The following is a 24,650-nucleotide window of genomic DNA, read 5'->3' as shown; positions in this document are numbered from 1 at the left end:
TTGTGATATCCAAATCATAGCATATCTAAAAAAGCACCGAAAAACAAGTCTTTTCTAGTAAAAAAATAAATTAAGCATAAATAAACATCGCATCGCCGAAACTAAAGAAGCGATATTTCTGCGCAACCGCGTGTTCATAAGCCGTCATAATTTTTTCACGATCCGCAAGCGCACTCACCAACATGATAAGCGTCGACTTTGGCAAATGGAAATTCGTAATCAAGGCATCCACCGCTTTAAACGTGTAACCTGGCGAAATAAAAATCTCCGTCCAGCCACTATCTTCTTGCAGTTTCCCATCAAATTTCGACGCAATCGTTTCCAATGTCCGAATCGATGTCGTTCCCACAGCTACCACCTTGCCACCAGCCGCTTTCACATCATTCAATTCCTGCGCTGCTTCCGCGGTTAAACGGTAAAATTCCGAATGCATTTTGTGATTCACCGTATCTTCCACATCCACTGGCCGGAACGTTCCCAACCCAACATGAAGCGTCAAAAATACCACTTTCACACCTTTCGCACGAACCTGATCAAGCAAGTCTTCCGTGAAATGCAACCCAGCTGTTGGCGCCGCCGCAGAACCATTTTCCCGCGCAAAAACAGTTTGGTAACGATCTTGATCCGCCAATTGTTCCTTGATATATGGAGGCAAAGGCATCTCGCCCAAACGTTCTAAAATTTCATAGAAAATACCGCTATACTCAAATTGCAAAATACGGCCACCATGTTCCAATTCTTCCAAACAAACCGCCGAAAGTTCGCCATCGCCAAACAAGATACGCATCCCTTTACGAATCCGTTTTGCTGGTTTCACAAGCGTTTCCCAAGCATCGCCTTCCGTCTGTTTCAATAACAAAACTTCAATGTGCGCACCTGTCTCTGCCTTTTCTCCGTGGAGTCTAGCTGGTAACACACGCGTATCGTTCAAAACAAGCGCATCACCCGCATCCAAATGCTCCAAAATCGCAGGGAAATGCTTGTCCTCGATAACACCCGTTTCCTTATTCAATAACATCAACCGACTAGACGTCCGATCAAGCAATGGCGTCTGCGCAATTAATTCCTCTGGTAATTCAAAATCAAAATCCTCTACTCTCATTTCGACACACCTTTTCATTCACTTTTCGTTAATCCTAAATGCTCATAAGCCGCATCCGTCACCAGTCTCCCACGTGGCGTCCGCTGCAAAAAGCCAATCTGTAACAAATATGGTTCTTGCATATCTTCAATCGTTTCACGTTCCTCGCCAATACTCGCCGCAATCGTATCCAAGCCAACCGGCCCACCACGAAACGAGCCAATGATCGTCGCCAGCAAACGCTGATCAATCGTGTCCAAGCCTCGCGGATCAACCTGCAATAAAGTCAACGCCTCACGCGCCAAACTCTCCGTCACCAGCCCATCACTACGAACTTGCGCAAAATCACGCACCCGTTTTAGCAGACGATTCGCAATACGCGGCGTTCCACGTGATCGTCTCGCAATCTCAACCGCGCCATATTTCTCGACTTCCGTATCCAAAATATCCGCCGTCCGCGTCACGATTTCCGTCAACTGCTCCTCCGAATAAAATTCCAAATGATCAATCACGCCAAACCGATCACGCAAAGGCGCCGATAACTGCCCCGCACGTGTCGTCGCTCCGATCAATGTAAACGGCGGCAAATCCAAACGAACTGAACGCGCTGTAGGACCCGTCCCAATTACAATATCCAAACAATAATCCTCCATCGCCGGATATAGAATCTCCTCAATCGAGCGGTTCAATCGATGAATCTCGTCAATAAACAGCACATCCCCCGGTTCAAGCGTCGTCAAAATCGTCGCCAAATCCCCAGGACGCTCAATCGCAGGTCCACTCGTCGTACGCATCGCGGTCCCCATTTCATTGGCAATCACCATCGCCAGCGTCGTCTTCCCAAGCCCCGGTGGCCCGTATAAAAGCACATGATCCAACGCCTCTTCCCGCTGTTTCGCCGCCTCAATAAAAACCGCTAAATTATGTTTCACTTTTTCTTGCCCAATGTATTGCGCTAAGGTCTGTGGGCGGAGACTTTTCTCGAAGGAAATTTCTTCTTGATTCACATTTTCACCAGAAATGATGCGGTCTTCCATATCACATTCCCCCTATCCTTATTTCGTCATGAGCTGAAGCGCCAATTTAATGTAATCATTGCTCGTCAACACTTCTTTTTCCAATTTCGGCAATACTTTTTTGAGCTCCCGCGTACTATAACCAAGCGCCTCGAGTGCCAAAACTGCCTCCTCAAGCGCTGGCGGTAACCCGTCGGAAATGTCCTTCGTCGCCTTCTGAACCGTAATCTGATCCGCCGCCACATCCGCAAGCTTCCCTTTTAAGTCCAAAATAATCTGGCGCGCCGTCTTTTTCCCAACGCTCGGAAATTTCGTCAAATACACGTCGTCTTCCGCTTCAATCGCCGAAATAAGCGGCACCGGATCGCCCGCAGCAATGATCGCCAGCGCACTTTTCGGCCCAATTCCAGACACGCCGAGCAATTTCTTAAATAAATAACGCTCCTCAGAAGTCTGAAAACCAAACAAGGAAATATTATCCTCGCGCACATGTTGATATAAATAAACCTTGGTCTCCTTCCCCTCTAAACTCGAGAAAGAAAAAGGATTCCCAGTAATAATTTGATAACCAATGTGACCCGCCTCAATCACAATATACTCCGGAGAAATATCCGTCACCGTACCTTTTATATATTCATACAAAGAAAATGCCCCTCCATCTAAAAATAAATTCACTCCCTCCATGATAGCATAAAAAAGAACATTTGTACTACCACAAATCATTGTTTGCGACATTTTATCCTGTTCTAACTTGCCTCAAACCAAGAAAACGCATACAATAAGAAGATGAGGTGATAATCATGTCAGAAAAAACTATTGTTACAACCCTAAAAAAATTACTTAACATAATCGCATCCATTGGCAGCCCTGCAAACACATCCGTGACCAACCATCATGTCAATCAAAAACTAAAACAGTTAAAAAAAGAGGGAAAATAAGAAAACGACTTACAAATATCCGTCTAAACGCGAAAGACAGATGCTTGTAAGCCGTTCTTTTTTCATCCTAAATGCGTAATATTCTCCGCAATCACCGCCGCAGACGCATCAAATTGCTCTTGTTCTAATTCATTCAATGATAGCTCAATAATTTCCTTGACCCCATCTTGCGCTAGAACAGCTGGCACTCCGATAGCAATCCCACGTTTTCCGTATTCCCCATCGAGCACACAAGAAACCGCCAAGGCGCGATGACTACCGCTAAAAATATTGCGACAAATTTCCACAATCGTCCCAGCAATACCATATTCCGTGCATCCTTTTTGATGGTATATCTCAAAACCAGTATCCCGCGCACGATCACCAATTTCTTTTAAATCAAATTCCGTTCCAAACTTCTCTTTACTATAAGCGTTAATCGACTTCCCGTACACCGACGAATGCGACCAAACTGGAAATTGCGAATCACCATGTTCCCCGAGCACAAAAGCATCAATACTCTGCGGTGCCACATCCAATTGCTCCGATAACAAGCGACGCAACCTTGTCGTATCCAACCAAACCCCCGTACCGAGCACCCGATGCCTCGGCAATCCAGAAAGCTGCCATACTTGATACGTAATAATGTCCACAGGATTCGCCGCCACTAAAAAAATCCCCTCAAAATCATTTCCCATCATTTCGGGAACAATATTCGCAATAATGCGCGACGTACTTTTCAGCTCATCCAATCGGGTTTGCCCCTCTTTCAAAGCCCCCGCCGTCACCGTGATTACCGCAATGTCAATATCACGGCAGTCCTTCGCCTCACGTACGCTTATTTTCATCATGTCATGCGTAAAAGCCGCCGCATCCGCTAAATCCTTGCGATGGCCCTCCACGCGCTCCGTATTCAAGTCAACGAGAATTAATTCCTCACAAATATTCTGATTCACAAAAGCATGCGCCGCCGCCGAACCAACATTTCCAGCACCGATAATCATTACTTTTCTAGGTTTCAATTGAACCAATCCTTCCTCACACAATTCTTGCCCTTATTTTACACAGAAACAGCTTGAAAAGAAAGTAATCAGCGTACTATTTTTGCACAGTTTGTAACATTTCCAATTGTGGCGAACTCGTCCCAACAACCACCACGTCCTGCACCTGATACACGAAATAGCCACTCAAACCTAACAATAACGTCCCTAAAACCGCACCAGTCACAACTAATTTTTTCATCTTCATCCGCTCCATTCGCCTTATTTATAAACCCATTTTACCAATAAAAAGACCGGCTTTCCCGCGATTCAGATGACATTCACCTTACAGTTTTGACACAAAAAAACCTGCCTACCAAAGTAAGCAAGTCCGCAATCAAAAATCTTCGTATTGGGGCTTCCGAGCGACGCACATAATGCCTGAAATCAGCAGTAGTACACCAGGAACAACCCATATAAATTGAATTAATATAAAGCCAACGCCGCCGATAATAATCAACATGATTCCCCAAAACTTAACATTCGTCTTGATTAAACAAGTCGCCACAATCGCAAAAACAGACATTAAGAATACCAAAACGCCTGCAGCAATGGCGCCAAGTCCAAAGAAACTACCGAAGTCCTCTAGTGTCACCGCAGAAGCTGCTGTCATAAATACACCCAATAACATTGCAGTCCCCGATGCAATCACGCCCGTAATCCCACCAATTAATCCTAACACAAATTCTGCCGTTCTATTCATTAAGTTCTCCTTCTCATTCACAAATTTAAACCACTAAACCAAGATTACACTAATATTCACGCTCTGTAAAGCAGTTCAAAACCCATCCGCATTTGTGTATACTTCCTGCACATCATCATCGTCCTCTAACGCATCAATCATCCGCTCGAATTGCTCCTTTTTATCGTCAGGAACTTCATTCACAACTTGAGGAATCATCGACAACTCTGCCGTTGCAAACACATACCCTGCCTCACTAAGCGCATCCTTCACATCCGTAAAAGCACTTGCTTCCGTATAAATCTCAAAAGCTTCCTCACTCAGCACCACATCATCCGCCCCAGCCTCAATCGCCTCTAGCATAAATGTATCTTCATCCACTTCTAAGCTCTCACGCTCAATCACAATATAGCCTTTGCGATCAAACATGTAAGCGACACTTCCCGTCTCGCCAAGGCTGCCACCATTCTTATTAAACGCCACACGCACATTCGTTGACGTCCGATTCCGGTTATCCGTTAGTGTATGTACCAAAACCGCGATCCCGCCAGGTCCATAACCCTCATATGTAATCTCATCATAATGTTCCCCGCTCGTATTTCCAGCCGCCTTGTCGATCGCCCGCTTAATATTATCATTCGGCATGTTAACCGCTTTCGCCTTATCCACCACAAGCCGCAACGACGCATTGGTAGCAATATCCGCGCCACCCTTCGCTGCCACAAAAATTTCCTTCGCTAACTTTTGAAAAACTTTCGCCCGTTTAGAGTCCTGCGCATTTTTACGCCCTTGAATATTCTTCCATTTCGAATGTCCTGCCATAATCACTACACTCCCTTAAACTTATTACTTAAAAGTCTAGCCTAGTTCGCGTGAAACTTCAATGAAAACGGTATGCAAAAAATCACGCGCAACCGATTTTAACTGGTTAAGCGTGATTCTAAATGTATTATTTCATCTTCACAGGAAGACGATAGACGTGATACGTTCCCAACTCTCGCGTTTTCCCACCAAGTAAAGCGATTTCTTCCAACGCATTCTGAACCAATTTCGCCTCACCATCAGAAAGTAAATCAATCAAAAAGAAATACTCCCCTAGCGATGTTTTTAACGGTCTGGATTCAATTTTGCTCATGTCAATATTACGCCAAGCGAACGTTGCCAACACTTTATGAAGCGCCCCCGGCATGTTATTCGGTAAAATAACGCTGACCGAAGTCTTCTCTTCCTCGCGATCAGGCAAAGCGATATGCACTGAATTTCGGCTTAAAACGACAAATCGCGTCTGATTCAGCTCGATATCCTGCGCATTTTCTTGAACGATTGTAAGTCCGTACTCGTCAGCCGCCATATAAGGCGCGATAGCCGCAACTAGCTCATCCGGATGTTTGCTTACCCATTCCGCAGCATAAGCCGTTGAAGGGGTCGTTTCGCGCTCCACACCGTACAGTTCCGTTTGCAAGAACGTATGACACTGCGCAATTGCTTGAGGATGCGACATCACTTTTTGGACAGATTTCCAGGTAGCTTCATTATTTGGGTGAACCATGAGATGTTGCGCAATCGGGACGACAATCTCCGCCACAATCGGCACGCTCGAAATATGAAATAAATAATCTAGCGTAATATTAACCGTTCCTTCAAGCGTATTCTCAATCGGAACAACCGCCACATCCACTTTTCCTTTTTCAATCGCCATAATGCAATCCGGAATCGTTGCATAAGCGACCGCTTCCCCATCTGGAAAAGCACTAATCGCTGCTGAATGCGTGAATGTCGCAACAGGCCCCAAGTAACCAACCTTCATAAAAATGCCACCCCTTTATTAATCGATGAATTCAAACTCGAAATCAAACAAACGAATCGTTTCGCCATCTTTCGCACCACGTTTACGAAGCGCATCATCGACACCCATCGCACGCAGTTGACGAGAGAATCGTTGAATCGAAGCATCACGCTCAAAATTCGTCATCGCAAATAGTCGTTCTAATTTCTCACCGCTAAGCACATACGTACCATCTGGATCACGCGTAATTTCGAAATCAGGCGCCTCTGCTTGATATTTATAAAGAACCGTTTCCTCTTCTTCTTTTTCAAGCAACTCATCAAGCGGGAATTCCGCCGTCGTTTCCAGTTTATCCGCAATCGTAAGCAACAACGGATTCAGACCCGTTTGCGTTACAGCTGAAATCGGAAAAATCGGAATCTCTTCTTTTAGCTTCCCTTTAAAAATTTCTAACTGTTCGTCAGCGCCTTCCACATCCATCTTATTCGCAACGATAATCTGTGGACGCTCCATCAAACGTAAATTATATTGTTCTAACTCGTTATTAATCGCTAAATAATCATCATACGGATCGCGACCTTCTGACGCCGACATATCAATCACATGCACAATAACACGCGTCCGCTCAATGTGGCGCAAGAACTGATGTCCTAGACCAACACCTTGGCTAGCGCCCTCAATCAAACCAGGCAAATCCGCCATAACAAAACTACGACTATCACCTGTATCCACCATTCCTAAATTCGGCACAATCGTTGTAAAATGGTACGCCGCAATCTTCGGACGAGCGGCAGAAACAACAGATAGCAACGTCGATTTACCCACACTCGGGAAACCTACTAAACCAACATCTGCCAACACTTTCAACTCTAATTGGATCGAACGCTCTTGCCCTGGCTCACCATTTTCCGATAATTCCGGAGCCGGATTCGCCGACGTCGCAAAACGTTTATTTCCACGTCCGCCACGACCAGCTTTCGCAATAACTGCCTGTTGACCATGCGCCACTAAATCCGCGATAACTTCGCCTGTATCCACATCCGATACAACTGTTCCTTGTGGTACTTTTATAACTAAATCATCTGCACCACGTCCATGCATACTTTTACTCATCCCATGTTCGCCACGCTCCGCTTTAAAACGGCGCTGATAACGGAAATCGATCAACGTACGTAAACCCTCGTCTACTTCAAAAACAACATCGCCACCATTACCACCGTCACCGCCAGCCGGTCCACCATTTGGAACAAACTTTTCTCGGCGAAATGCAACCATTCCATCTCCACCATCACCAGCTCTTACATATATCTTCACTTGATCTATAAACATAATCATTCTCCCGTCCAATTTTATATCGTCTGTTCATTATAACGAACTTTACTTGCATAGTCATCCTTTTTCGAAAATATTTTATGGGTGGGTGGATTTTTTTCATACGAAAGAGCCTAAACCCACTTTACAGGTTTAGGCTCTTCTACCATATATGGCGTCATGTTTGGCGCCTCCGAATCCGGCTTTGTTGTGGTTCTTGGAAGCGTCGTTTGCTTTTTAGAACCTCAATATGCAGTAGAACTTAGTGAAACTGCCTTCCTTTAGCTCGGGCCGTTTCAGCACTTCTTTGGATCCAGCTTCAACGGCCAACTCCTCGAAAACTTCACACCCGCCACAAAAAGCAAGAGCGGCTTTTTCCTGCGGCTGCTCCAGTTTTTTTCGGAGCTAAACGAGCCGTTTCAGCTTTTCTTATTTAAAAGTTTGCGCCGCTTTCACAGCTTTCTTCCAGCCGTCATATAATTCTGCGCGCTCTTCCTCTTTCATCGCTACTTCAAATTTCTTATCCAATTTCCAGTGTTTCTTAATCTCACTCTTATCTTTCCAAACGCCCACTGCTAAGCCTGCTAGGAATGCAGCGCCAAGTACTGTTGTCTCGCGATTTTCAGGACGTTCTACTGGTACATCTAGGATATCCGCTTGGAATTGCATAAGGAAATCGTTGGCACATGCTCCGCCATCCACATGTAGCAGCTTCAACTCGATTCCCGAATCTTTTTCCATCGCATCCAACACGTCTTTTGTTTGGTAAGCTAAAGATTCCAATGTCGCACGAATAAACTGCTCTTTCTCCGTCCCACGCGTCAAGCCAAACACGGCACCACGCACGTCAGAATCCCAATATGGCGCTCCTAAACCAACGAACGCAGGAACAACGTAAACCCCATCAGAGGACTCAATCCGCGACGCATAATTTTCTGAATCTCCCGAATGACGCAACATCCGCATGCCATCACGTAACCACTGAATCGCAGAACCCGCCACGAAAATACTACCTTCCAGTGCATATTCTACTTTTCCATCAATACCCCACGCAAGCGTTGTCAGCAAGCCAGTATCCGATTTAACCGCCTTGTCTCCTGTATTCATTAACAAGAAGCAACCCGTGCCATACGTATTTTTCGCCTCGCCTTTTTCAAAGCAACCTTGTCCAAATAACGCCGCCTGTTGGTCCCCCGCAATCCCTGCAACCGGAACCTCTTCGCCAAAGAAATGATACGGTACTGTCATGCCATACACCTCCGAGGATTGGCGAACTTCTGGTAGCATCGCTTTTGGAATATTCAACATCTCAAGCAATTCATCGTCCCACTGCAAATCATAGATATTGTATAAAAGTGTCCGCGAAGCATTCGAATAATCCGTCACATGCGCTTTCCCGCCAGTCAACTTCCAAACGAGCCACGTGTCAATGGTTCCGAATAACAGCTCACCATTTTCCGCACGTTCCTGCGCACCATCCACATGATCTAAAATCCAACGAGCTTTCGTTCCCGCAAAATACGCATCAATCAATAATCCGGTTTTGTCACGAACGATATCATTGTAACCGTCCTCTTTCAACTGATTACAAATGTCCGCCGTTTGACGAGATTGCCAAACAATCGCATTATAAACCGGATTTCCCGATTCTTTCTCCCATACCACCGTCGTTTCACGTTGATTCGTAATACCAATTCCCGCAATATCCTTCGATGAAATATTCGTTTTCAGTAACACACCCGCGATCACCGCTAAAATCGATGCCCAGATTTCATTCGCATTATGCTCCACCCAACCTGGCTTCGGAAAAATTTGCTCGAATTCCTTCTGTTCCACACCGATAATTTCGCCCGTCTCGTCTACAATCATCGCTCTTGAACTAGTCGTACCTTGATCTAATGCTAAAATATATTTTTTATCCATCTAAAATTCCCCCTTCAAAATAAGTATGTCAGTTTTTATAATTTTGTCACGCTTTTTGCTTTTTATCAAGTTGCATCGTGAATAGTAAAATCACAAGGAATACAGCAAGGAAAATCCATAACCAAATTCCGAAATCCTCTTTAATAATCGCGTTATAACCTAGTCCACCAAGCGCCCCACCAACAATCGGTCCTAAAACCGGAACCCACGAGTAAGACCAATCCGATCCACCTTTTCCAGCAATCGGCCAAACAAAATGCGCAATACGAGGTCCGAGGTCACGAGCCGGATTAATCGCATAACCAGTCGTTCCACCAAGTGACATCCCAATAACAATGATGAGCCCACCAACAACTAATGGATTTAAACCATCTGAGAAACTGTTAGCCCCAATCGATAAGAGTCCAAAAACCAGAACAAAAGTACCTAATGCTTCACCGAAAAAATTCGATGTGTAATGACGAATCGCTGGTGCCGTTGAGAACACGCCTAATTTTGTAGGTTTGTCTTCTGTTTTTTTCCAATGCGGGTAATAGTGAAGCCAGACAAGCGTTGCACCGATAAATGCACCGATAAACTGCGCAGATATGTACGGAAAAACATCCGCCCAAGGGAAATTACCAGTTAACGCCATTCCGATTGTTACTGCTGGATTTAAATGAGCCAAACTCATGTAACCGGAAACATAAACACCCATTGTAACCGCTAAGCCCCAAGCAATCGTGACAACAACCCAGCCACCTGCCTCCGCTTTTGACCCCTTCAACGAAACGCCCGCCACGACGCCACCACCGAACAATACCAAGATCATCGTTCCTAATAATTCTCCTAAAAATTGTGTGCCAATACTTGTGTCCATTTACTCCAACTCCTTTTGATTTTTTGGTCTAGACACCGCAACGTAAAACGCCCCTTGTTACTTATCGCCCATAAACCTTTTCTTCATTTATTTCAAAAAAAGAATGACAACCAAAACTAAGCACTGCATAAAAGCAGACTTATAGATGTTTTGATTGTCATCTCATCTCCTGACAAATTTATTAACTTACAGCTATTAAACCATATCAAGAAAACGCTGTCAACCCTTTCGTCCCCATAACTTCGCTTGTGTTTTATTGCACTTGTCTATGGACTATACCCTAACAGATATGGCAGGTAAACATGATTTTTATGAAAAATGATTTTGGTGGAGAATTGGGTTTTGGAGTTGCTTAAGGATTTGCGGAAGAGTAGTTAGGCGCTTCGGACTACAAGCCGGGCATCTGGCTGTTCAAACGCTCACGAAGGATTAACCGCTCGCTTTGTTCGAGCGCTCCAACAATCGACATAGAACCACAATAAAAGAAAGAGACCCCTCAAAGAAGGATCTCTCGTCATATTATGCTTCTTGTGCTACTGGATAAACACTAACTTTTTTCTTGTCGCGACCCATACGTTCAAAACGTACGATGCCGTCTGCTTTAGCGAAAAGAGTATCGTCGCCGCCGCGTCCAACGTTAGTTCCAGGATAAATTTTTGTCCCACGTTGACGGTAAAGGATAGACCCACCAGTCACGAATTGGCCATCAGCGCGTTTAGCACCTAAGCGTTTCGACTCGGAGTCACGTCCATTGGATGTAGAACCACCGCCTTTTTTATGGGCAAAATGTTGAATATCAAATTTTAACATGAAAATTCCACCTCCTACTTTTTGGAGTTAATCGTAATATAATCAGGATAGCTATACGCTAAAGATATCAATTGATGCTCCATGCCTTCCAGCAATATTTGAACATCCTCACTAACCCCTAATTTTTCCGGGACAGAATAATAAAGATAACCATCTTCTTCTTCCATCACAGGTTCGACTCCCATTCTTTCACTAATCGCATTTACCATGCCAAAAGCAATCGATGTAGCCCCTGCACACACCAAATCAGCACCTTGTTCAGCGAAATTTGCGTGTCCATCCATCTCAAAAGCAACGATTCGTTCCTCATGCCGAATAAAATCTACATGAATCATAAGTATCATCCCCTTTACAAATTACGCGTTGATTGCATCAATCGTTAATTTTGTATAAGGTTGACGATGACCTTGTTTTTTGTGATAGTTCTTTTTAGGCTTATATTTGAAAACAGTCAATTTCTTAGCGCGACCTTGTTTTTCAACTTTAGCTGTAACTGTTGCGCCGTCCACGAATGGAGCCCCAACTTTAACAGCGTCACCACTAACAAAAATAACTTTGTCAAATGTTACCACGTCACCAACTTCACCTGCTAATTTCTCAACATAGATCTCTTGGCCAGCTTCAACTTTAACTTGTTTTCCACCTGTTTCAATAATTGCGTACATACTTGCACCTCCTCATATACTTAGACTCGCCATCATGAGGGGATTGTTAGAAACAATACTTGACCCTATTCTGAGCGGTTGTAGCATGGTGCGCTACAAACATAACATTAGAATGATACCATATAAAGAAAGCCCGTGTCAACAACTATTGTCAATGCTCCACTTGTGATATCCGATAAAATGGCCGTACCTCATCCGCAATCATCCAATCAATATCCCCATCAAACGAAATTTCATCCAAAAAAGCATCCATAACATCCATCGTCACCGTCACAGCCACATAGGATGGTTCACTTGCAAAAACACCTCTAAGCTCCCGCTCCATCTGATAAATAAGCGTCTGAACAGAAGACACATACCCACTTCCCTCACACGTTGGACAAGCACACTGCATTTCCTCGATAAGTGATTTCTGTCGTTTGCGCCGTGTCAATTGCATCAAACCATTCTCAGAAAGCCCCTCCACACGAACCGTTGTCGTATCTAAAGAAGCTACTTCCTGTACCCGCTCCTGTAAACGATCTAATTGAACACGACTCATTCCACCGATAAAATCAACTAAAATAAAGCCACTCATATTTCGTAATTTCATTTGACGACCGATTTCTTCCACCACAGCTAAGTTTATGTCAAACGCGACCTCATCCACTTCTTTTTTCGATTTATAATTACCAGAGTTTACATCAATCACCCACATAGCCTCCGTCTTCTCAATAACGATAGATGCGCCATTCTTTAAAAAGACAGTTGGGCGTAGCAATCGATTAATCGCCACTTCAAGGTTATAGGCAGAGAAAATCCCACCCTTTTCACGAAAAAGCGATACATTAGGAAATTGCGCTTGTAAGTCACGATAAAGTCCAGCATCATCACAAATAATCTCTGTTTCATTAGTCACAAGAGCATTACTTTGCAACATTATCGGAATACTGACCATTGCTTCTTGAATTTTCCGATTAGATCCTTTTGCCCGTGCCATCAGCTCTTCCATTTCACGCCGAGCTTGCACTATATCTTCCTCTATTTCAGCCGAGCTAATATCTGCCGCAATAGAACGTAAAATCAGACCTTCATTCTCCCTTAATAATGGTGACACAAGTTGCTGTAATAGACCTTTATCTACCTCTTTTATTTTCTTAGATATCGCCAAAAATGCCTTCCCATAACTGTATACCACTGAACCACAAGATACCTCAATCATACCAGTAAGTAGAGGAGCCTTTGTTGCATTCCCCTCCCGCTTCACTTGCACCATTAATTTCAAGCCTTCATGTAATCGGTATGACTCTGGAATATCCTGCAAATGGATAAACGCATTCTCTTTGTGGCCTATATTCACAAACGCAGCATTGATTTTCTGATTTATTTTTGTAACCGTTCCTAAGTATATATCTGACACTTGCGGTTCCGTAGCTGGTCTAATAATATCAAGCCCCACTAATACCTTCTCTTCTAAAAACGCAACCCTTTTTTCTTTCCCCATAGCGTTAATAATAATTCTCAATGCCATGCCTCCCAGACACAATATTTTTTTATATTTCTATACCAGACTGCCAGGGATGTTCTAGATACTTCATATTTATCTGCTAGTGTTTGTTGATCAAAATCCTTTAACTCTGGATATCGATTTGTAATAATGGCATATTCCGCAGCGCCGATAATAGACTTATAATCTACATTTTTTTTGAACGTAATTGGATATGCCTCAAAAAAGACCTGTAACAAATCTTGTATCTCTGCTCCCACTTTAACATCATAGCGTCCTGTCGCTAATTGTGAGTACATCCATACTTCCGGCATATCAAATAGAACCTGTTTTGCATCTTCCATGGACTCTTCCATTGAATCGCTAATTGTTTTCTCCCAAGCCAATATCTCACCTTTCTTTACATTGTAAGATTTAGTAAGCTCTCCCATAAATTTTTGCCGATCTGCAGGCATCAAAAACATGTAATTTGACGTGGCGACAACTGCTCTTATTTCATCTTCTGACAAAACCTCCGCGCGACTCATCACATGATTAATAATCTCAAAACTAGCCTGCTCCTCTTGTTTCTCAATAGGTAACGGATTTCTATCTCTATATTGTTCTAAAATCCGACGTGTATCCTCTGATTTCCATTCATCCATGAAAAACTCCTCCTGTAGCAAAAAAGCTGGTTATTAATAAAAGACATCAACGTCTCCATTAATAAATCCAACTTTTATTATCTGTCTAATCAATTACCACCAAATAAGATTTTTAAGCGGCTAAAGAAGCCTTGTTTTTGCTCGTCAATTGACATTAACGGAATAGATTCACCAAGCAGTCTACGAGCGATATTTCTATATCCAATACTTGCTTTATTACTCGCTTGCATAGAGACTGGCTCACCACTGTTAGAAGAACGAATAACCTCGTCGTCATCTATAATAATACCAATCAACTCAATAGATAGGTGCGTCGTAATCTCATCGATATCCATTACATCACCGTTTCGCATCATTTGTGTCCGAATACGATTAATAATCAACTTAGGCGCCTCAATATCCTCTTGCTCCAATAAACCAATTATCCTATCAGCATCGCGAACAGCCGATATTTCTGGTGTTGTTACAACCAACGCACGATCTGCACCCGCTACCGCATTCTTGTATCCTTGCTCAATTCCGGCTGGGCAATCAATAAGAATAAAATCATAGTCCGGCTTCATTTGCGCGATTAACTCTTTCATTTGTTGTCCTGTAACAGCACTCTTATCTGTTGTTTGTGCTGCAGGTAAAAGAAACAGCAAATCCTCAAAGCGTTTATCCTTAATAACCGCTTGATGCAACTTACAGCGTCCCTCCACAACATCTACAAGGTCATAAATAATCCTATTTTCTAGACCTAAAACAACATCGAGATTTCGAAGTCCGATATCCATATCGACTAAGCACACTTTCTTGCCTTGCAATGCAAGTGCTGTACCAAGGTTGGCTGTTGTAGTCGTCTTACCAACGCCACCTTTTCCTGAAGTTATAACTATAGCCTCACCCATGATTATTGTCCTCCTTGAAAATTAGAAATTTCTGGTCTAATTTTTCTTAAAATGTGTAAACTATCAATTCCTAGCTTACCTTTTTCATCTATATATGCAGTCAGAATATTCTCTTCAACCCGACCTTTATTTTCCTCATCATCAAATCCACGAATCTCACCAGCAATTCTAATTTGCGATGGGTACTGAAATTTACCAGTAACAACCGCTTTCGAATCTCCTTCAAAACCCGCATGAATAATTCCTTTTACATTCCCAAGAATAAAAATATTACCTGTTGCTCGAATAGAGCCACCTGGATTAACATCTCCAACAAGTAATAAATCGCCTGGCACATTAATTATTTGACCTGACCTCACGACTGTCGCTAACGAAAAAATCTGTTCTTCCTCTTTCCACTTCTTTGCATCTTGTTTACTCATGACATTACTCGTAAATCCACGAACTTCCATTGCACTATTTTCTTGGATAATAGTCATAATACTTTGTTCCTCATCTTCTGTAAAAAGGCGATTCCCTATATGTACTTGAACAGACAACTTTTGATCCTGAGATACTATTTTCTGCTGTTCCTTAAGGTGTTGCAATAATCCTTCTTCCAGTTCGACAATACTCGCTACATCACTTAAAAAAATGCTTATACCATCTTTCGTCCCTTTTATTTGGACATACTTTTTCAACTTCCCCTCACCTCACAGCTCATATATTTAGTATACACTAGAATTCAAAAGATACTTCTCCATCATAATAAAATTATATCAGTCTGTACAGCCCCTCTCCAGTAAGCAGACCCACCTTACTGAATATGTACTCAAAATACATACAAGCAACAGACTGATATCGGTTTTCATTCTATTTTATTTCCCATCGCTTCTCTTTAGTTTCAACAAAAAACTTCTGAAGGGGAAATACATAATTAAAAAGAATGCTAAATTTAATAAAATTGTTGTCCACAAACGTTGATCTACAAAGGATGCTAGTACCATATCAGTCCCACCAATAAGAACATAAAAACCGTACACTAAGCACTCTGTAAGAATCACATTGAAAATAGCTACAAGCCCCACTAACATGATATTATTCTGCAGAACCTTCATAAATTTATCCGTCAGATATACAACCAAGGGGAAAATTGCGAAATAAATGCCTAAAATCCCCGTGTAATAAATATCAAAGACCATGCCCAGTATAAAAGCATAAATTAATGTAGCATTTCTACCATAAAAAGTGGTCATTAAAACAAGCATTACAATAAGAAAGTGCGGGATAAAGAATCGTTGTTCACCAAAGAACGATTGGCTAAACAACATGCTAGAAACACCTTCCAAAATAAAAATCGCGATTGCAATAAGTGGCATTACAACTACTTTTCTCATATTCATCAGGAACCAGATCCTTCCGAATCATCACCTTCCAGAGTCCGTTTCAATACAATGACGTGACTCAAATCGTATAGATCCGCTCCCGGTTTCACAAGTGCAGTCTGCGATAACCCCATCTTATCAGTTTCAACCTTTTCAATTGTCCCAATAAAAATATCTGACGGGAAAATTCCACCTAAACCAGATGTAACTACCTTCTCGCCTTTAGTAAATTTTTGATCTACTGGTAATTGTTTCATTTCTAATAATCTCTGCTCGGCATCATAACCATTGATAATACCGTATGCAGCAGCTTTTCCTTGCACAATCGCAGAAATCCTATTCCTGTCATCGGTGGAACTAAGTAACTTCACTGTCGAAGATTTCGCACCCGTCTTAGTAACCTTCCCAATCATACCTTCAGGAGTACGAACAGCCATATTAGGTTTCACACCATCCACAGAACCTTTGTCAATTTGAATTTGTGTATTCCAATTGTCCGGATTTCGTGAAATGACCGTTGCATTAATTGGTTCATAATCGCTAAGATCTGCTTCGATATCTAATGATTTTTTTAACTCTGCATTTTCTTTACTTAAATCTGATACTTTACTTTCAAGTTGTGCCAATTCTTCTAAACGTTTTTTTAGATGCTCATTCTCAGTGTATGTGCTTCTTAAATCTTTTGCACCATCAAAAAAACCTGCAACAAAGCCCACTGGTTTGGAGACAATGTTTTCTCCAAACCCCGCAACATCTTTCACAAATTGCTCTGGCCATGATGCTTTACTTTTCCCACTCAGTGAATATCCTACCAATGCTACTAAAACAATAATGGATATCAACAAGATAATTAAACGTTTATTTAAGAAAAACTGTGGCATAATGAACACCTCATCTCGTCAATCCTCTTCTTTTACAACTGTTCAATAGGTTCCAAAAATCCACCAAAAAATAAGTAAGCTACTTTAGTTCATTTTTTTCTTTTTGTATAAATCCATATTTTCTAGTGATTTACCCGTACCAATTGCAACACAATCAAGTGGATTTTCAGCAATAATTACTGGCATTTTCGTTTCTTCTGCAATAACTGAATCCAAATTACGAAGAAGTGCACCACCACCAGTTAAAACGATACCTTTATCCATGATATCCGCGGAAAGCTCAGGAGGAGTGTTCTCTAAAGTACTCTTCACAGCATCAATAATCGAAGCAACCGTATCGGCTAATGCCTCGCTTATTTCTTCAGGTGAAATTTCAATTGTTTTTGGTAACCCAGTCACTAAATCACGGCCTCGAATACTAAATGGTTCTAAGCCGAGATTAACAGGATCCGCTGAGCCAATCTCCATTTTTATTGTTTCTGCAGTACGGTCCCCGATTAACAGGTTATATTTTTTACGAATGAAATTAATAATAGCGTCATCCATATCATCTCCTGCAGTACGCTCTGAACGGCTAGTTACAATACCACCAAGTGAAATAACAGCAACTTCTGTCGTTCCGCCACCAATGTCTACAACCATACTACCTGTTGGATCCCACACTGGTAAACCTGCACCAATTGCAGCCGCAAACGGTTCTTCAATTGTATATGCTTCCTTAGCACCAGCTTGTCGTGTAGCGTCCGTTACAGCACGCTTCTCAACACCAGTTATCCCTGACGGAACACAAATCATAACACGTGGCTTACTTGCACTTGTACCCTTGCTCGCTTTTTGAATATAATATTTCATCATCGCTGCTGTTGTATCATAGTCAGCAATAACGCCATCTTTCATTGGACGAATGGCAACAATATTTCCTGGTGTTCTGCCAATCATATTCTTTGCTTCGCTACCCACTGCAACAATTTCCTGTGTATCTTTCTTCATTGCTACAACTGATGGTTCTCTTAAAACAATACTCTTACCTTTCATGTATACTAAAGTGTTTGCAGTTCCTAAGTCGATTCCAATATCTTTATTACCAAATCCAAACATTTATTAATCTCCTTTTCTCTTCTTAATTATCACTTTGTTCATGATTGCTGTCTCTCTATTAACTTATTAGTTCTTAAATTCCCAGCCCCAAAGTATTGTCTTTTAATAATCAGGTATGCTGATATCCCTTGATGCTTTATGTAAAAACAGATACACATAAACAACCATCTTATTATAACATAACTAAGAAGAACAGACATTAATTTTTGATGAGATACTTGAAATATTTATCTTTTCTTTAGAAATAACCTTCTTGCTTCAAACTTGTGAAAGTATTATTACCAATAATGATATGATCAATTAAAGGAATTCCTAGTAAGTCACCTGCTTTTTTTAACCGTTTTGTCACTGTAATATCTTGACTTGAAGGGCTTGCATCGCCTGAAGGATGATTATGAAAACACATAACACCAGCCGCAGAATACTTCATCGCTTGTTTAAAAATTTCTCTGGGGTGGACGACACTGCTATTCAAGCTACCAATAAATATTGTTTCTCGGTGAACCAGTCTATTTCTAGTACTTAAAAAAACGCAGTGAAAGTGTTCCTGAGACAACATACTCATCTCTTGCATCACTAAATCAGCACCATCTTGAGGCCCTCTAATTACTGGACAAGTGTTTACCTTCTGTTGCCCTATTCGTTTACTTATCTCAATTGCAGCTAATACTTTCGCGGCTTTCGCAAGACCAATCCCATTTATTTCTGTTAGCTCTTGTAATGTAACCTCTCTCATATCTGCTATCTCCGAATATCTCGCTACTACTTTGTTAGCTAAATCTACAACAGATTCTGTTCTACTTCCAGTTTCAAGGATGATTGCGAATAATTCGATATTAGATAAACTTGATACCCCTTTTTTCTGGAGTCGTTCCCGTGGTTTTTCTGTGTCAGACATTTCTCTTATAAACATGTGCTTCTCCTCCTTCTCACTTATATAGAACAAACTGCCAGAACAAATCATTGACAAATGGGCATAGCAAAAAACCAAACAAGATAAACGGAACGAATGGTATCCGCTTCTTCCCTATTCCTCGCTTAAATATAGCAATCATACTCATTAAAATTGCTCCAGAGAACACCGCGATGATAAAAATGAATATCGCCTCTTTCAAGCTTAGAAAAAAACAAAGCAATATCAATAATTTTATATCTCCAAAACCAAATCCTTTTCTAACAAATAAATATATTCCTAAAAATACCACCGCACCAATAATTAATTGATACATATGTTGCAAAAGAACCGCAAAATCAATATAGCCATAGTAACTAGTGTACATGGTAAAATGAACCAATAAAATCACATTTGGAATATACAAATAAAATATATCACTGACATAGAGGATCAGTAATAGCGAAAATATAAAAAGGTATAGATAAAATGGGCTTTCAAGACCGTATACGCTATATAAAATACAGACAAATATAGGTGCTAATATCTCTACGATAAAATAACTCCAACTCATAGGTTGATTGCAACACCCTGTACGCCCTTTTAAAAGAACAAACGAAACAACAGGCAGCATATGAATAGCCGCTAGTTTCTCTCCACAATAATCACATTCAGAAGATATTCTGCGCAAAAATGGCTTTCGTAAAGGATAATTTATCCCTACAACATGTAAAAAGGATGCTAAAACTAAGCTATAAACAGATAAAATAAAATAAATCATGCTACACCTCCAAGTTCTTGGACACAAATATAGCATGATAAAATTTTAATGTCATATTACCAAAATAGCTTTCTTGTATAGAATTGTAGCTTTAAAAACAGATTTTTCCTAAGAGCAAAGTAGGATTTCTACAGGGAAATGCAGCCCAAAATACTTTTATGTACAATTTACATCTAGCAAGAATACATATAAAATAATAAAAAAAGACCCTTTAACCAGAGCCTTTTCGGACAAATATCGTATTAATAATACAATAATTTCTTTCTAACTTCCGATATAAAATAAAGTGAACCAGTAATTAGAATAACCTCTTCTCCTCCACTAGCTATCCAGTTATTCAACTTATTTTCCCAGTTTTCAACAGCCATAATATTATTGGCAGTAGCAATTTGTTTTATTTCGTTTTTCGCAAGTGCTCGAGGATAGTCAAAAGTGGTTAGATAAATTTGTACATCGTCTATCCCATTTAATAAGGATATCATCTCTGTAAATTCTTTATCTTTCATGGCTGTGAAAAGTACTTTTATACGAACGCCTTTGAATTTTTTCGCTGAATGCACCAATACCTTCATGCCTTCAAGATTATGTGCACCGTCTAAGAATATTATTGGGTTATCATGTATTTGCTCCATACGTCCTGGCCACTTAGCTTTTTTTAAGCCCTTTTTAATATTCTCATCGGTAATAACAAATTGTTGCTCCTTAAGTAATTCTGCTGTTCTTATAGCAACCGCAGCATTGCATAGCTGATGATCACCCATCAATCCTACCCCTATATCTATTATTTCCTGATTTTCTGTTCTATAGGTAAATACCCCCTCTACCTGCTTTTGCATAGAAAAATGAGTATCTAGTTGATATAGCCGAGATTCACATTCATTCGCTTTTTCCTCATATAGCACACGTATTTCTGGTTGAATTACACCACTCACAATGGGTATATGTTTTTTGAATATACCTGCTTTTTCCATCGCAATACTTTCGAGCGAATTACCTAGGAACTCCATGTGATCCATACCTATCGTTGTAACTACAGAAACTAGAGGTGTAATGACATTTGTGGAATCAAGCCTACCTCCTAGTCCAACTTCAATAAGGCCAATATCGATGTTGTCATACTCAGCAAAGTAAAGAAACATCATAACCGTAATGATTTCAAATTCAGACGGATGACCCATTTCTGTTTGAGCAATTTCATCAGCTAAAGGTTTTATTCTATTACAGAGTACAACAATTTTTTCATCATCAATAGGTGTGCCATTGACACTAATCCGTTCGTTAAAAGTCTCAATATAAGGCGATGTAAAAGTTCCCACTCTATATCCAGATTGCTCTAGAATGTTACGGAGAAACGTTAATGTTGAGCCCTTTCCATTCGTACCAGCGATGTGTACCCACTTATTTTTATTCTCTGGATTAGCAAGCCTAGCAAGCATCCATTCCATTCGCATAAGTCCAGGTTTAATTCCCATACGTAACGTTCCATGAATCCACTCCAGAGCTTCTGTATAGCTTTTAATATCCATATGTATCATCCTTTCTATACTAAAAATCAGACCTTCTGCAAAAATATGTGCACAGAAAGTCTGAAATAGTTCCTTTAATTGTTTTTCAATGAATTAATTCTTTCTTCGACCAATAGTTTTTTCTCCATATAGTCTTTTTCTTTTGCTCGTTCTTCTTCAATAACATTTTCTGGTGCTTTTGCCATGAATTTTTCATTAGATAATTTGCCTTGTACGCGCGAAACTTCTTTCTTCCATTTTGACAACTCTTTTTCTAATCGTGTAATTTCCTCATCAATATTTATGAGACCTTCTAGCGGCAAGTAAATCTCTGCACCGGAAACTACAGCTGTCATTGCGGTTTTTGAAGGCTCTATATCAAAAGAAATTGTAGTTGTTTCAGGATTACAGAAGCGCTCAATATAAGAAATATTCGCCTCCATAATAGCTTTGTGTGTTTCTGTTTTTGGTTTCAATTGTAACTCAATTTGTTTGCTGAGTGGAGTATTTACTTCTGCTCGAATATTACGAACTGCTCGAATAACTTCCACAAGTAACTTCATTGACTCTGCGGCTTCCTTATCGATTTGCTCTTTATTGACTTTAGGCCAATCTGCAATGGTGATAGATGCCCCTTCGTGAGGTAAGTTTTGCCAAATTTCCTCTGTTACAAATGGCATGAACGGGTGTAACAAACGCATCGTATTATCTAAAACATATGCTAGAACGGATCTTGTCGTTTGTTTTGCCTCTAAATCGTCACCATATAAGGATATCTTAGCAATTTCAATATACCAGTCGCAAAACTCATCCCAAATGAAGTTGTATAGCGTTCGACCTACTTCGCCAAACTCGTATTTTTCTGCAAGATTGGTAACCGTTTCAATCGTTTCATTAAGTCGTGTTAATATCCACTTGTCACTTACTTCTGTTACGTTTGATAAATTGATTGCTTCATATTTCATGCCTTCCATATTCATCAAAGCAAAACGGGAAGCATTCCAAATTTTGTTAATGAAGTTCCAAGTTGATTCTACTTTTTCAAAACTGAATTTCAAATCTTGTCCTGGTGCCGTTCCTGTGGATAATGTATAACGTAGCGAATCTGCGCCATATTTCTCAACTACTTCTATTGGATCAACGCCGTTTCCAAGTGATTTAGACATTTTCTTGCCATCCGCATCTCTAACTAAACCGTGTATCAATGTATCTTTAAAAGGTCTTGTATCTGTAAATTCTACGGACTGGAAGATCATTCTAGATACCCAGAAAAAGATAATATCGTATCCAGTTACCAGTGTACTCGTTGGGAAAAACTTCTTGAAATCAGGATTCTCTTCGTCGGGCCATCCCATTGTTGAGAATGTCCATAATGCTGAACTGAACCATGTATCAAGCACATCTTCGTCTTGGTTCCAATTCTCGATATCTGCAGGCGCATTTTCTCCCACATAGAGTTCACCCGTTTCTTTATGGTACCATGCTGGGATTCTATGTCCCCACCATAACTGACGAGAGATACACCAATCATGAATATTTTCCATCCAAGATAAATAGGTTTTTTCAAAACGATCGGGAATGAAATTTACTTTTTCATCTGGATTTTCTTGTAACTTCACTGCTTGCTCTGCTAGTGGTTGCATTTTTACAAACCATTGCATGGATAAATAAGGTTCAACTACAGCTCCGGTACGTTCTGAGTGTCCCACGGAATGGAGATGCGGCTCTTGTTTGATGAATAGACCTAATTCTTTAAAGTCTTCGATAATCGCTTTTCTCGCTTCAAAACGGTCCATGCCATTATATTTTCCAGATGCTTCGTTCATTGTTGCATCCTCATTCATTACGATAATGCGTGGTAAATCATGACGATTACCAACTTCGAAATCATTAGGATCGTGTGCTGGTGTGATTTTTACCACTCCTGACCCAAATTCTCGTTCCACATAGTCATCTGCAACAATTGGAATTTCTCTTCCCAAAATCGGCAGTGTGATTGTTTTTCCGATGAATGATTGGTAGCGCTCGTCTTTAGGATGAACGGCAACAGCTGTGTCCCCAGGAATAGTTTCTGGTCTTGTCGTTGCAACCTCGAGGAAACCTGAGCCGTCTGTTAGTGGATATTTCAAATGATAAAATTGACCTTCCACATCTTGATGGATAACCTCGATATCTGATAGAGCCGTTTTAGCAACAGGGTCCCAATTAATAATGTATTGACCGCGATAAATCAAATCTTTTTCGTATAGTGAAACAAAGACTTTTTTGACAGCATCAGACAGGCCTTCATCTAGCGTAAATCTTTCTCTAGAGTAGTCTAAGCCTAAACCGATTTTCTTCCATTGTTCTCTAATAAACGTAGCGTATTCTTCTTTCCAATCCCAAGCCTTTGATATGAAATTTTCTCGGCCAAGATCATAACGCGAAATGTTGCTTTCTCGCAACTTGGCTTCCACTTTCGCTTGTGTAGCTATACCAGCGTGATCCATTCCTGGTAGATAAAGTGTGTCGTATCCTTGCATCCGCTTCATGCGTGTTAAGATATCTTGCAGTGTCGTGTCCCATGCGTGACCTAAATGTAATTTCCCAGTTACATTGGGAGGAGGAATAACGACGGAGTATCCAGGTTTATCATTTTTACCATCCGCTTTAAAAAATTCTTGTTCAATCCACCAGTCGTATCTATTTTTTTCGATATCTTGCGGATTATATTTTGTTGGCATATTCAATTCAGTCATTATTTTTCCCCCTATACATTGATTTTCATCATTTTTGAAGCACAAAAAAACTCCTCTCATCCATAAAGGACGAAAAGAGTATTTTCCGCGGTACCACCTTTTTACCGTACACAAAACCGGCACTTCATTAATTTAACGAGAGAAAGTTTCCCGATATCCCTTACTCTTTTTCAGGGATACTGCTCAGAGGCTACGTTCAAATATTTTTCTTAGAGACTCGCACCAACCGTCTCCTCTCTGTTAGTTAAGAAAAAATATTTTACTCTTCCTCATCCTTGCAT

Annotated in this window: 26 protein-coding genes and 2 other annotated features (1 of these 28 cut by a window edge); of the genes, 1 reads left to right on the top strand and 25 read right to left on the bottom strand. The window is 40.9% G+C overall.

Annotated features, from left to right (window positions below):
* Window positions 1-70 precede the first annotated feature (70 nt).
* The 3 genes from queA to ruvA are packed head-to-tail and all read right to left on the bottom strand — an operon-like array spanning window position 71 to window position 2,739.
* Entirely contained in the window at window positions 71-1,102 is a 1,032-nt protein-coding gene (gene queA, locus HCJ66_RS07950) for a tRNA preQ1(34) S-adenosylmethionine ribosyltransferase-isomerase QueA (RefSeq protein WP_187132643.1), read from the bottom strand.
* Between the two features lie 14 nt (window positions 1,103-1,116).
* Complete coding sequence (gene ruvB / locus HCJ66_RS07945) at window positions 1,117-2,118, bottom strand: Holliday junction branch migration DNA helicase RuvB (protein ID WP_187132642.1); 1,002 nt, start codon at window positions 2,116-2,118, stop codon at window positions 1,117-1,119.
* Between the two features lie 18 nt (window positions 2,119-2,136).
* Window positions 2,137-2,739, bottom strand: coding sequence for a Holliday junction branch migration protein RuvA (gene ruvA, locus HCJ66_RS07940; protein WP_187132641.1), 603 nt, complete (start codon window positions 2,737-2,739; stop codon window positions 2,137-2,139).
* 158 nt (window positions 2,740-2,897) lie between these two features.
* Between ruvA and HCJ66_RS07935 the strand changes: the two genes are divergently transcribed.
* Window positions 2,898-3,035, top strand: a complete 138-nt coding sequence (locus tag HCJ66_RS07935) for a hypothetical protein (RefSeq protein WP_187132640.1) — start codon at window positions 2,898-2,900, stop codon at window positions 3,033-3,035.
* 62 nt (window positions 3,036-3,097) lie between these two features.
* Here HCJ66_RS07935 and HCJ66_RS07930 read toward each other — a convergent pair whose 3' ends face one another.
* The 22 genes from HCJ66_RS07930 to HCJ66_RS07825 all read right to left on the bottom strand — a co-directional run bounded on the left by HCJ66_RS07930 (window position 3,098) and on the right by HCJ66_RS07825 (window position 24,369).
* Window positions 3,098-4,036 (bottom strand): L-lactate dehydrogenase, encoded by a 939-nt coding sequence (locus HCJ66_RS07930; protein ID WP_187132639.1) that lies wholly within the window; start codon window positions 4,034-4,036, stop codon window positions 3,098-3,100.
* A gap of 76 nt (window positions 4,037-4,112) precedes the next feature.
* Window positions 4,113-4,256 (bottom strand): hypothetical protein, encoded by a 144-nt coding sequence (locus HCJ66_RS07925; protein WP_187132638.1) that lies wholly within the window; start codon window positions 4,254-4,256, stop codon window positions 4,113-4,115.
* 135 nt (window positions 4,257-4,391) lie between these two features.
* Window positions 4,392-4,757, bottom strand: a complete 366-nt coding sequence (locus HCJ66_RS07920) for a DUF4064 domain-containing protein (protein WP_187132637.1) — start codon at window positions 4,755-4,757, stop codon at window positions 4,392-4,394.
* Between the two features lie 75 nt (window positions 4,758-4,832).
* Entirely contained in the window at window positions 4,833-5,558 is a 726-nt protein-coding gene (locus tag HCJ66_RS07915) for a YebC/PmpR family DNA-binding transcriptional regulator (RefSeq protein WP_187132636.1), read from the bottom strand.
* 127 nt (window positions 5,559-5,685) lie between these two features.
* Window positions 5,686-6,543, bottom strand: coding sequence for a prephenate dehydratase (pheA, locus tag HCJ66_RS07910; protein WP_187132635.1), 858 nt, complete (start codon window positions 6,541-6,543; stop codon window positions 5,686-5,688).
* A gap of 18 nt (window positions 6,544-6,561) precedes the next feature.
* Window positions 6,562-7,851: a GTPase ObgE gene (gene obgE / locus HCJ66_RS07905; RefSeq protein ID WP_187132634.1), complete on the bottom strand. Its 1,290-nt coding sequence runs from the start codon at window positions 7,849-7,851 to the stop codon at window positions 6,562-6,564.
* A 411-nt stretch (window positions 7,852-8,262) separates the two neighbouring features.
* Window positions 8,263-9,756, bottom strand: a complete 1,494-nt coding sequence (gene glpK, locus HCJ66_RS07900) for a glycerol kinase GlpK (protein ID WP_187132633.1) — start codon at window positions 9,754-9,756, stop codon at window positions 8,263-8,265.
* A gap of 46 nt (window positions 9,757-9,802) precedes the next feature.
* Entirely contained in the window at window positions 9,803-10,615 is an 813-nt protein-coding gene (locus tag HCJ66_RS07895; protein WP_181675407.1) for an MIP/aquaporin family protein, read from the bottom strand.
* Window positions 10,616-11,134: 519 nt separating this feature from the next.
* On the bottom strand, window positions 11,135-11,425 hold the full coding sequence (gene rpmA, locus HCJ66_RS07890) for a 50S ribosomal protein L27 (RefSeq protein ID WP_036066768.1): 291 nt from the start codon (window positions 11,423-11,425) through the stop codon (window positions 11,135-11,137).
* Between the two features lie 14 nt (window positions 11,426-11,439).
* Window positions 11,440-11,760: a ribosomal-processing cysteine protease Prp gene (locus HCJ66_RS07885; RefSeq protein WP_187132632.1), complete on the bottom strand. Its 321-nt coding sequence runs from the start codon at window positions 11,758-11,760 to the stop codon at window positions 11,440-11,442.
* Between the two features lie 21 nt (window positions 11,761-11,781).
* Window positions 11,782-12,090, bottom strand: coding sequence for a 50S ribosomal protein L21 (gene rplU, locus HCJ66_RS07880; RefSeq protein ID WP_036061720.1), 309 nt, complete (start codon window positions 12,088-12,090; stop codon window positions 11,782-11,784).
* Between the two features lie 12 nt (window positions 12,091-12,102).
* Window positions 12,103-12,180, bottom strand: a sequence feature (ribosomal protein L21 leader region).
* A 61-nt stretch (window positions 12,181-12,241) separates the two neighbouring features.
* Window positions 12,242-13,594, bottom strand: a complete 1,353-nt coding sequence (locus HCJ66_RS07875; RefSeq protein WP_187132631.1) for a ribonuclease E/G — start codon at window positions 13,592-13,594, stop codon at window positions 12,242-12,244.
* The gene (locus tag HCJ66_RS07870) at window positions 13,591-14,220 is read right to left on the bottom strand and encodes a hypothetical protein (protein ID WP_187132630.1); all 630 of its coding nucleotides are present in this window, start codon (window positions 14,218-14,220) and stop codon (window positions 13,591-13,593) included. Before HCJ66_RS07870 ends, HCJ66_RS07875 begins: the two co-directional genes overlap by 4 nt.
* An 89-nt stretch (window positions 14,221-14,309) precedes the next feature.
* Window positions 14,310-15,110 carry a septum site-determining protein MinD gene (minD, locus tag HCJ66_RS07865; RefSeq protein ID WP_185388067.1) on the bottom strand — a complete coding sequence of 267 codons (801 nt, stop codon included), beginning with the start codon at window positions 15,108-15,110 and terminating at the stop codon, window positions 14,310-14,312.
* Window positions 15,111-15,112: 2 nt separating this feature from the next.
* Window positions 15,113-15,790, bottom strand: a complete 678-nt coding sequence (gene minC, locus HCJ66_RS07860) for a septum site-determining protein MinC (protein ID WP_187132629.1) — start codon at window positions 15,788-15,790, stop codon at window positions 15,113-15,115.
* 177 nt (window positions 15,791-15,967) lie between these two features.
* Window positions 15,968-16,492: a rod shape-determining protein MreD gene (gene mreD / locus HCJ66_RS07855; RefSeq protein ID WP_187132628.1), complete on the bottom strand. Its 525-nt coding sequence runs from the start codon at window positions 16,490-16,492 to the stop codon at window positions 15,968-15,970.
* The gene (gene mreC, locus HCJ66_RS07850; protein WP_187132627.1) at window positions 16,492-17,355 is read right to left on the bottom strand and encodes a rod shape-determining protein MreC; all 864 of its coding nucleotides are present in this window, start codon (window positions 17,353-17,355) and stop codon (window positions 16,492-16,494) included. Before mreC ends, mreD begins: the two co-directional genes overlap by 1 nt.
* A gap of 84 nt (window positions 17,356-17,439) precedes the next feature.
* Window positions 17,440-18,453 carry a rod shape-determining protein gene (locus HCJ66_RS07845; protein ID WP_187132626.1) on the bottom strand — a complete coding sequence of 338 codons (1,014 nt, stop codon included), beginning with the start codon at window positions 18,451-18,453 and terminating at the stop codon, window positions 17,440-17,442.
* A 238-nt stretch (window positions 18,454-18,691) separates the two neighbouring features.
* Window positions 18,692-19,366 (bottom strand): RadC family protein, encoded by a 675-nt coding sequence (gene radC / locus HCJ66_RS07840; protein WP_187132625.1) that lies wholly within the window; start codon window positions 19,364-19,366, stop codon window positions 18,692-18,694.
* A 16-nt stretch (window positions 19,367-19,382) separates the two neighbouring features.
* Complete coding sequence (locus HCJ66_RS07835; protein ID WP_187132624.1) at window positions 19,383-20,126, bottom strand: prepilin peptidase; 744 nt, start codon at window positions 20,124-20,126, stop codon at window positions 19,383-19,385.
* 242 nt (window positions 20,127-20,368) lie between these two features.
* On the bottom strand, window positions 20,369-21,652 hold the full coding sequence (locus HCJ66_RS07830; protein WP_187132623.1) for a bifunctional folylpolyglutamate synthase/dihydrofolate synthase: 1,284 nt from the start codon (window positions 21,650-21,652) through the stop codon (window positions 20,369-20,371).
* A 74-nt stretch (window positions 21,653-21,726) separates the two neighbouring features.
* Window positions 21,727-24,369: a valine--tRNA ligase gene (locus HCJ66_RS07825; protein WP_187132622.1), complete on the bottom strand. Its 2,643-nt coding sequence runs from the start codon at window positions 24,367-24,369 to the stop codon at window positions 21,727-21,729.
* Window positions 24,370-24,431: 62 nt separating this feature from the next.
* Window positions 24,432-24,650 (bottom strand) — a binding site (T-box leader); it runs 4 nt beyond the window's last position.

It is taken from the genome of Paenilisteria portnoyi (assembly GCF_014322795.1).
GTDB lineage: Bacteria > Bacillota > Bacilli > Lactobacillales > Listeriaceae > Listeria_A > Listeria_A portnoyi.
This window is presented reverse-complemented; position numbering and strand designations above follow the sequence as displayed.

Excerpts from the sequence above, each read along its gene's own strand:
- queA (WP_187132643.1), bottom strand. The coding sequence starts at position 1,102 with ATGAGAGTAGAGGATTTTGATTTTGAATTACCAGAGGAATTAATTGCG.
- ruvB (WP_187132642.1), bottom strand. The coding sequence starts at position 2,118 with ATGGAAGACCGCATCATTTCTGGTGAAAATGTGAATCAAGAAGAAATT.
- HCJ66_RS07935 (WP_187132640.1), top strand. The coding sequence starts at position 2,898 with ATGTCAGAAAAAACTATTGTTACAACCCTAAAAAAATTACTTAACATA.
- HCJ66_RS07925 (WP_187132638.1), bottom strand. The coding sequence starts at position 4,256 with ATGAAAAAATTAGTTGTGACTGGTGCGGTTTTAGGGACGTTATTGTTA.
- HCJ66_RS07920 (WP_187132637.1), bottom strand. The coding sequence starts at position 4,757 with ATGAATAGAACGGCAGAATTTGTGTTAGGATTAATTGGTGGGATTACG.
- HCJ66_RS07915 (WP_187132636.1), bottom strand. The coding sequence starts at position 5,558 with ATGGCAGGACATTCGAAATGGAAGAATATTCAAGGGCGTAAAAATGCG.
- pheA (WP_187132635.1), bottom strand. The coding sequence starts at position 6,543 with ATGAAGGTTGGTTACTTGGGGCCTGTTGCGACATTCACGCATTCAGCA.
- obgE (WP_187132634.1), bottom strand. The coding sequence starts at position 7,851 with ATGTTTATAGATCAAGTGAAGATATATGTAAGAGCTGGTGATGGTGGA.
- glpK (WP_187132633.1), bottom strand. The coding sequence starts at position 9,756 with ATGGATAAAAAATATATTTTAGCATTAGATCAAGGTACGACTAGTTCA.
- HCJ66_RS07895 (WP_181675407.1), bottom strand. The coding sequence starts at position 10,615 with ATGGACACAAGTATTGGCACACAATTTTTAGGAGAATTATTAGGAACG.
- rpmA (WP_036066768.1), bottom strand. The coding sequence starts at position 11,425 with ATGTTAAAATTTGATATTCAACATTTTGCCCATAAAAAAGGCGGTGGT.
- HCJ66_RS07885 (WP_187132632.1), bottom strand. The coding sequence starts at position 11,760 with ATGATTCATGTAGATTTTATTCGGCATGAGGAACGAATCGTTGCTTTT.
- rplU (WP_036061720.1), bottom strand. The coding sequence starts at position 12,090 with ATGTACGCAATTATTGAAACAGGTGGAAAACAAGTTAAAGTTGAAGCT.
- HCJ66_RS07870 (WP_187132630.1), bottom strand. The coding sequence starts at position 14,220 with ATGGATGAATGGAAATCAGAGGATACACGTCGGATTTTAGAACAATAT.
- minD (WP_185388067.1), bottom strand. The coding sequence starts at position 15,110 with ATGGGTGAGGCTATAGTTATAACTTCAGGAAAAGGTGGCGTTGGTAAG.
- mreD (WP_187132628.1), bottom strand. The coding sequence starts at position 16,492 with ATGAATATGAGAAAAGTAGTTGTAATGCCACTTATTGCAATCGCGATT.
- mreC (WP_187132627.1), bottom strand. The coding sequence starts at position 17,355 with ATGCCACAGTTTTTCTTAAATAAACGTTTAATTATCTTGTTGATATCC.
- HCJ66_RS07845 (WP_187132626.1), bottom strand. The coding sequence starts at position 18,453 with ATGTTTGGATTTGGTAATAAAGATATTGGAATCGACTTAGGAACTGCA.
- radC (WP_187132625.1), bottom strand. The coding sequence starts at position 19,366 with ATGTTTATAAGAGAAATGTCTGACACAGAAAAACCACGGGAACGACTC.
- HCJ66_RS07835 (WP_187132624.1), bottom strand. The coding sequence starts at position 20,126 with ATGATTTATTTTATTTTATCTGTTTATAGCTTAGTTTTAGCATCCTTT.
- HCJ66_RS07830 (WP_187132623.1), bottom strand. The coding sequence starts at position 21,652 with ATGGATATTAAAAGCTATACAGAAGCTCTGGAGTGGATTCATGGAACG.
- HCJ66_RS07825 (WP_187132622.1), bottom strand. The coding sequence starts at position 24,369 with ATGACTGAATTGAATATGCCAACAAAATATAATCCGCAAGATATCGAA.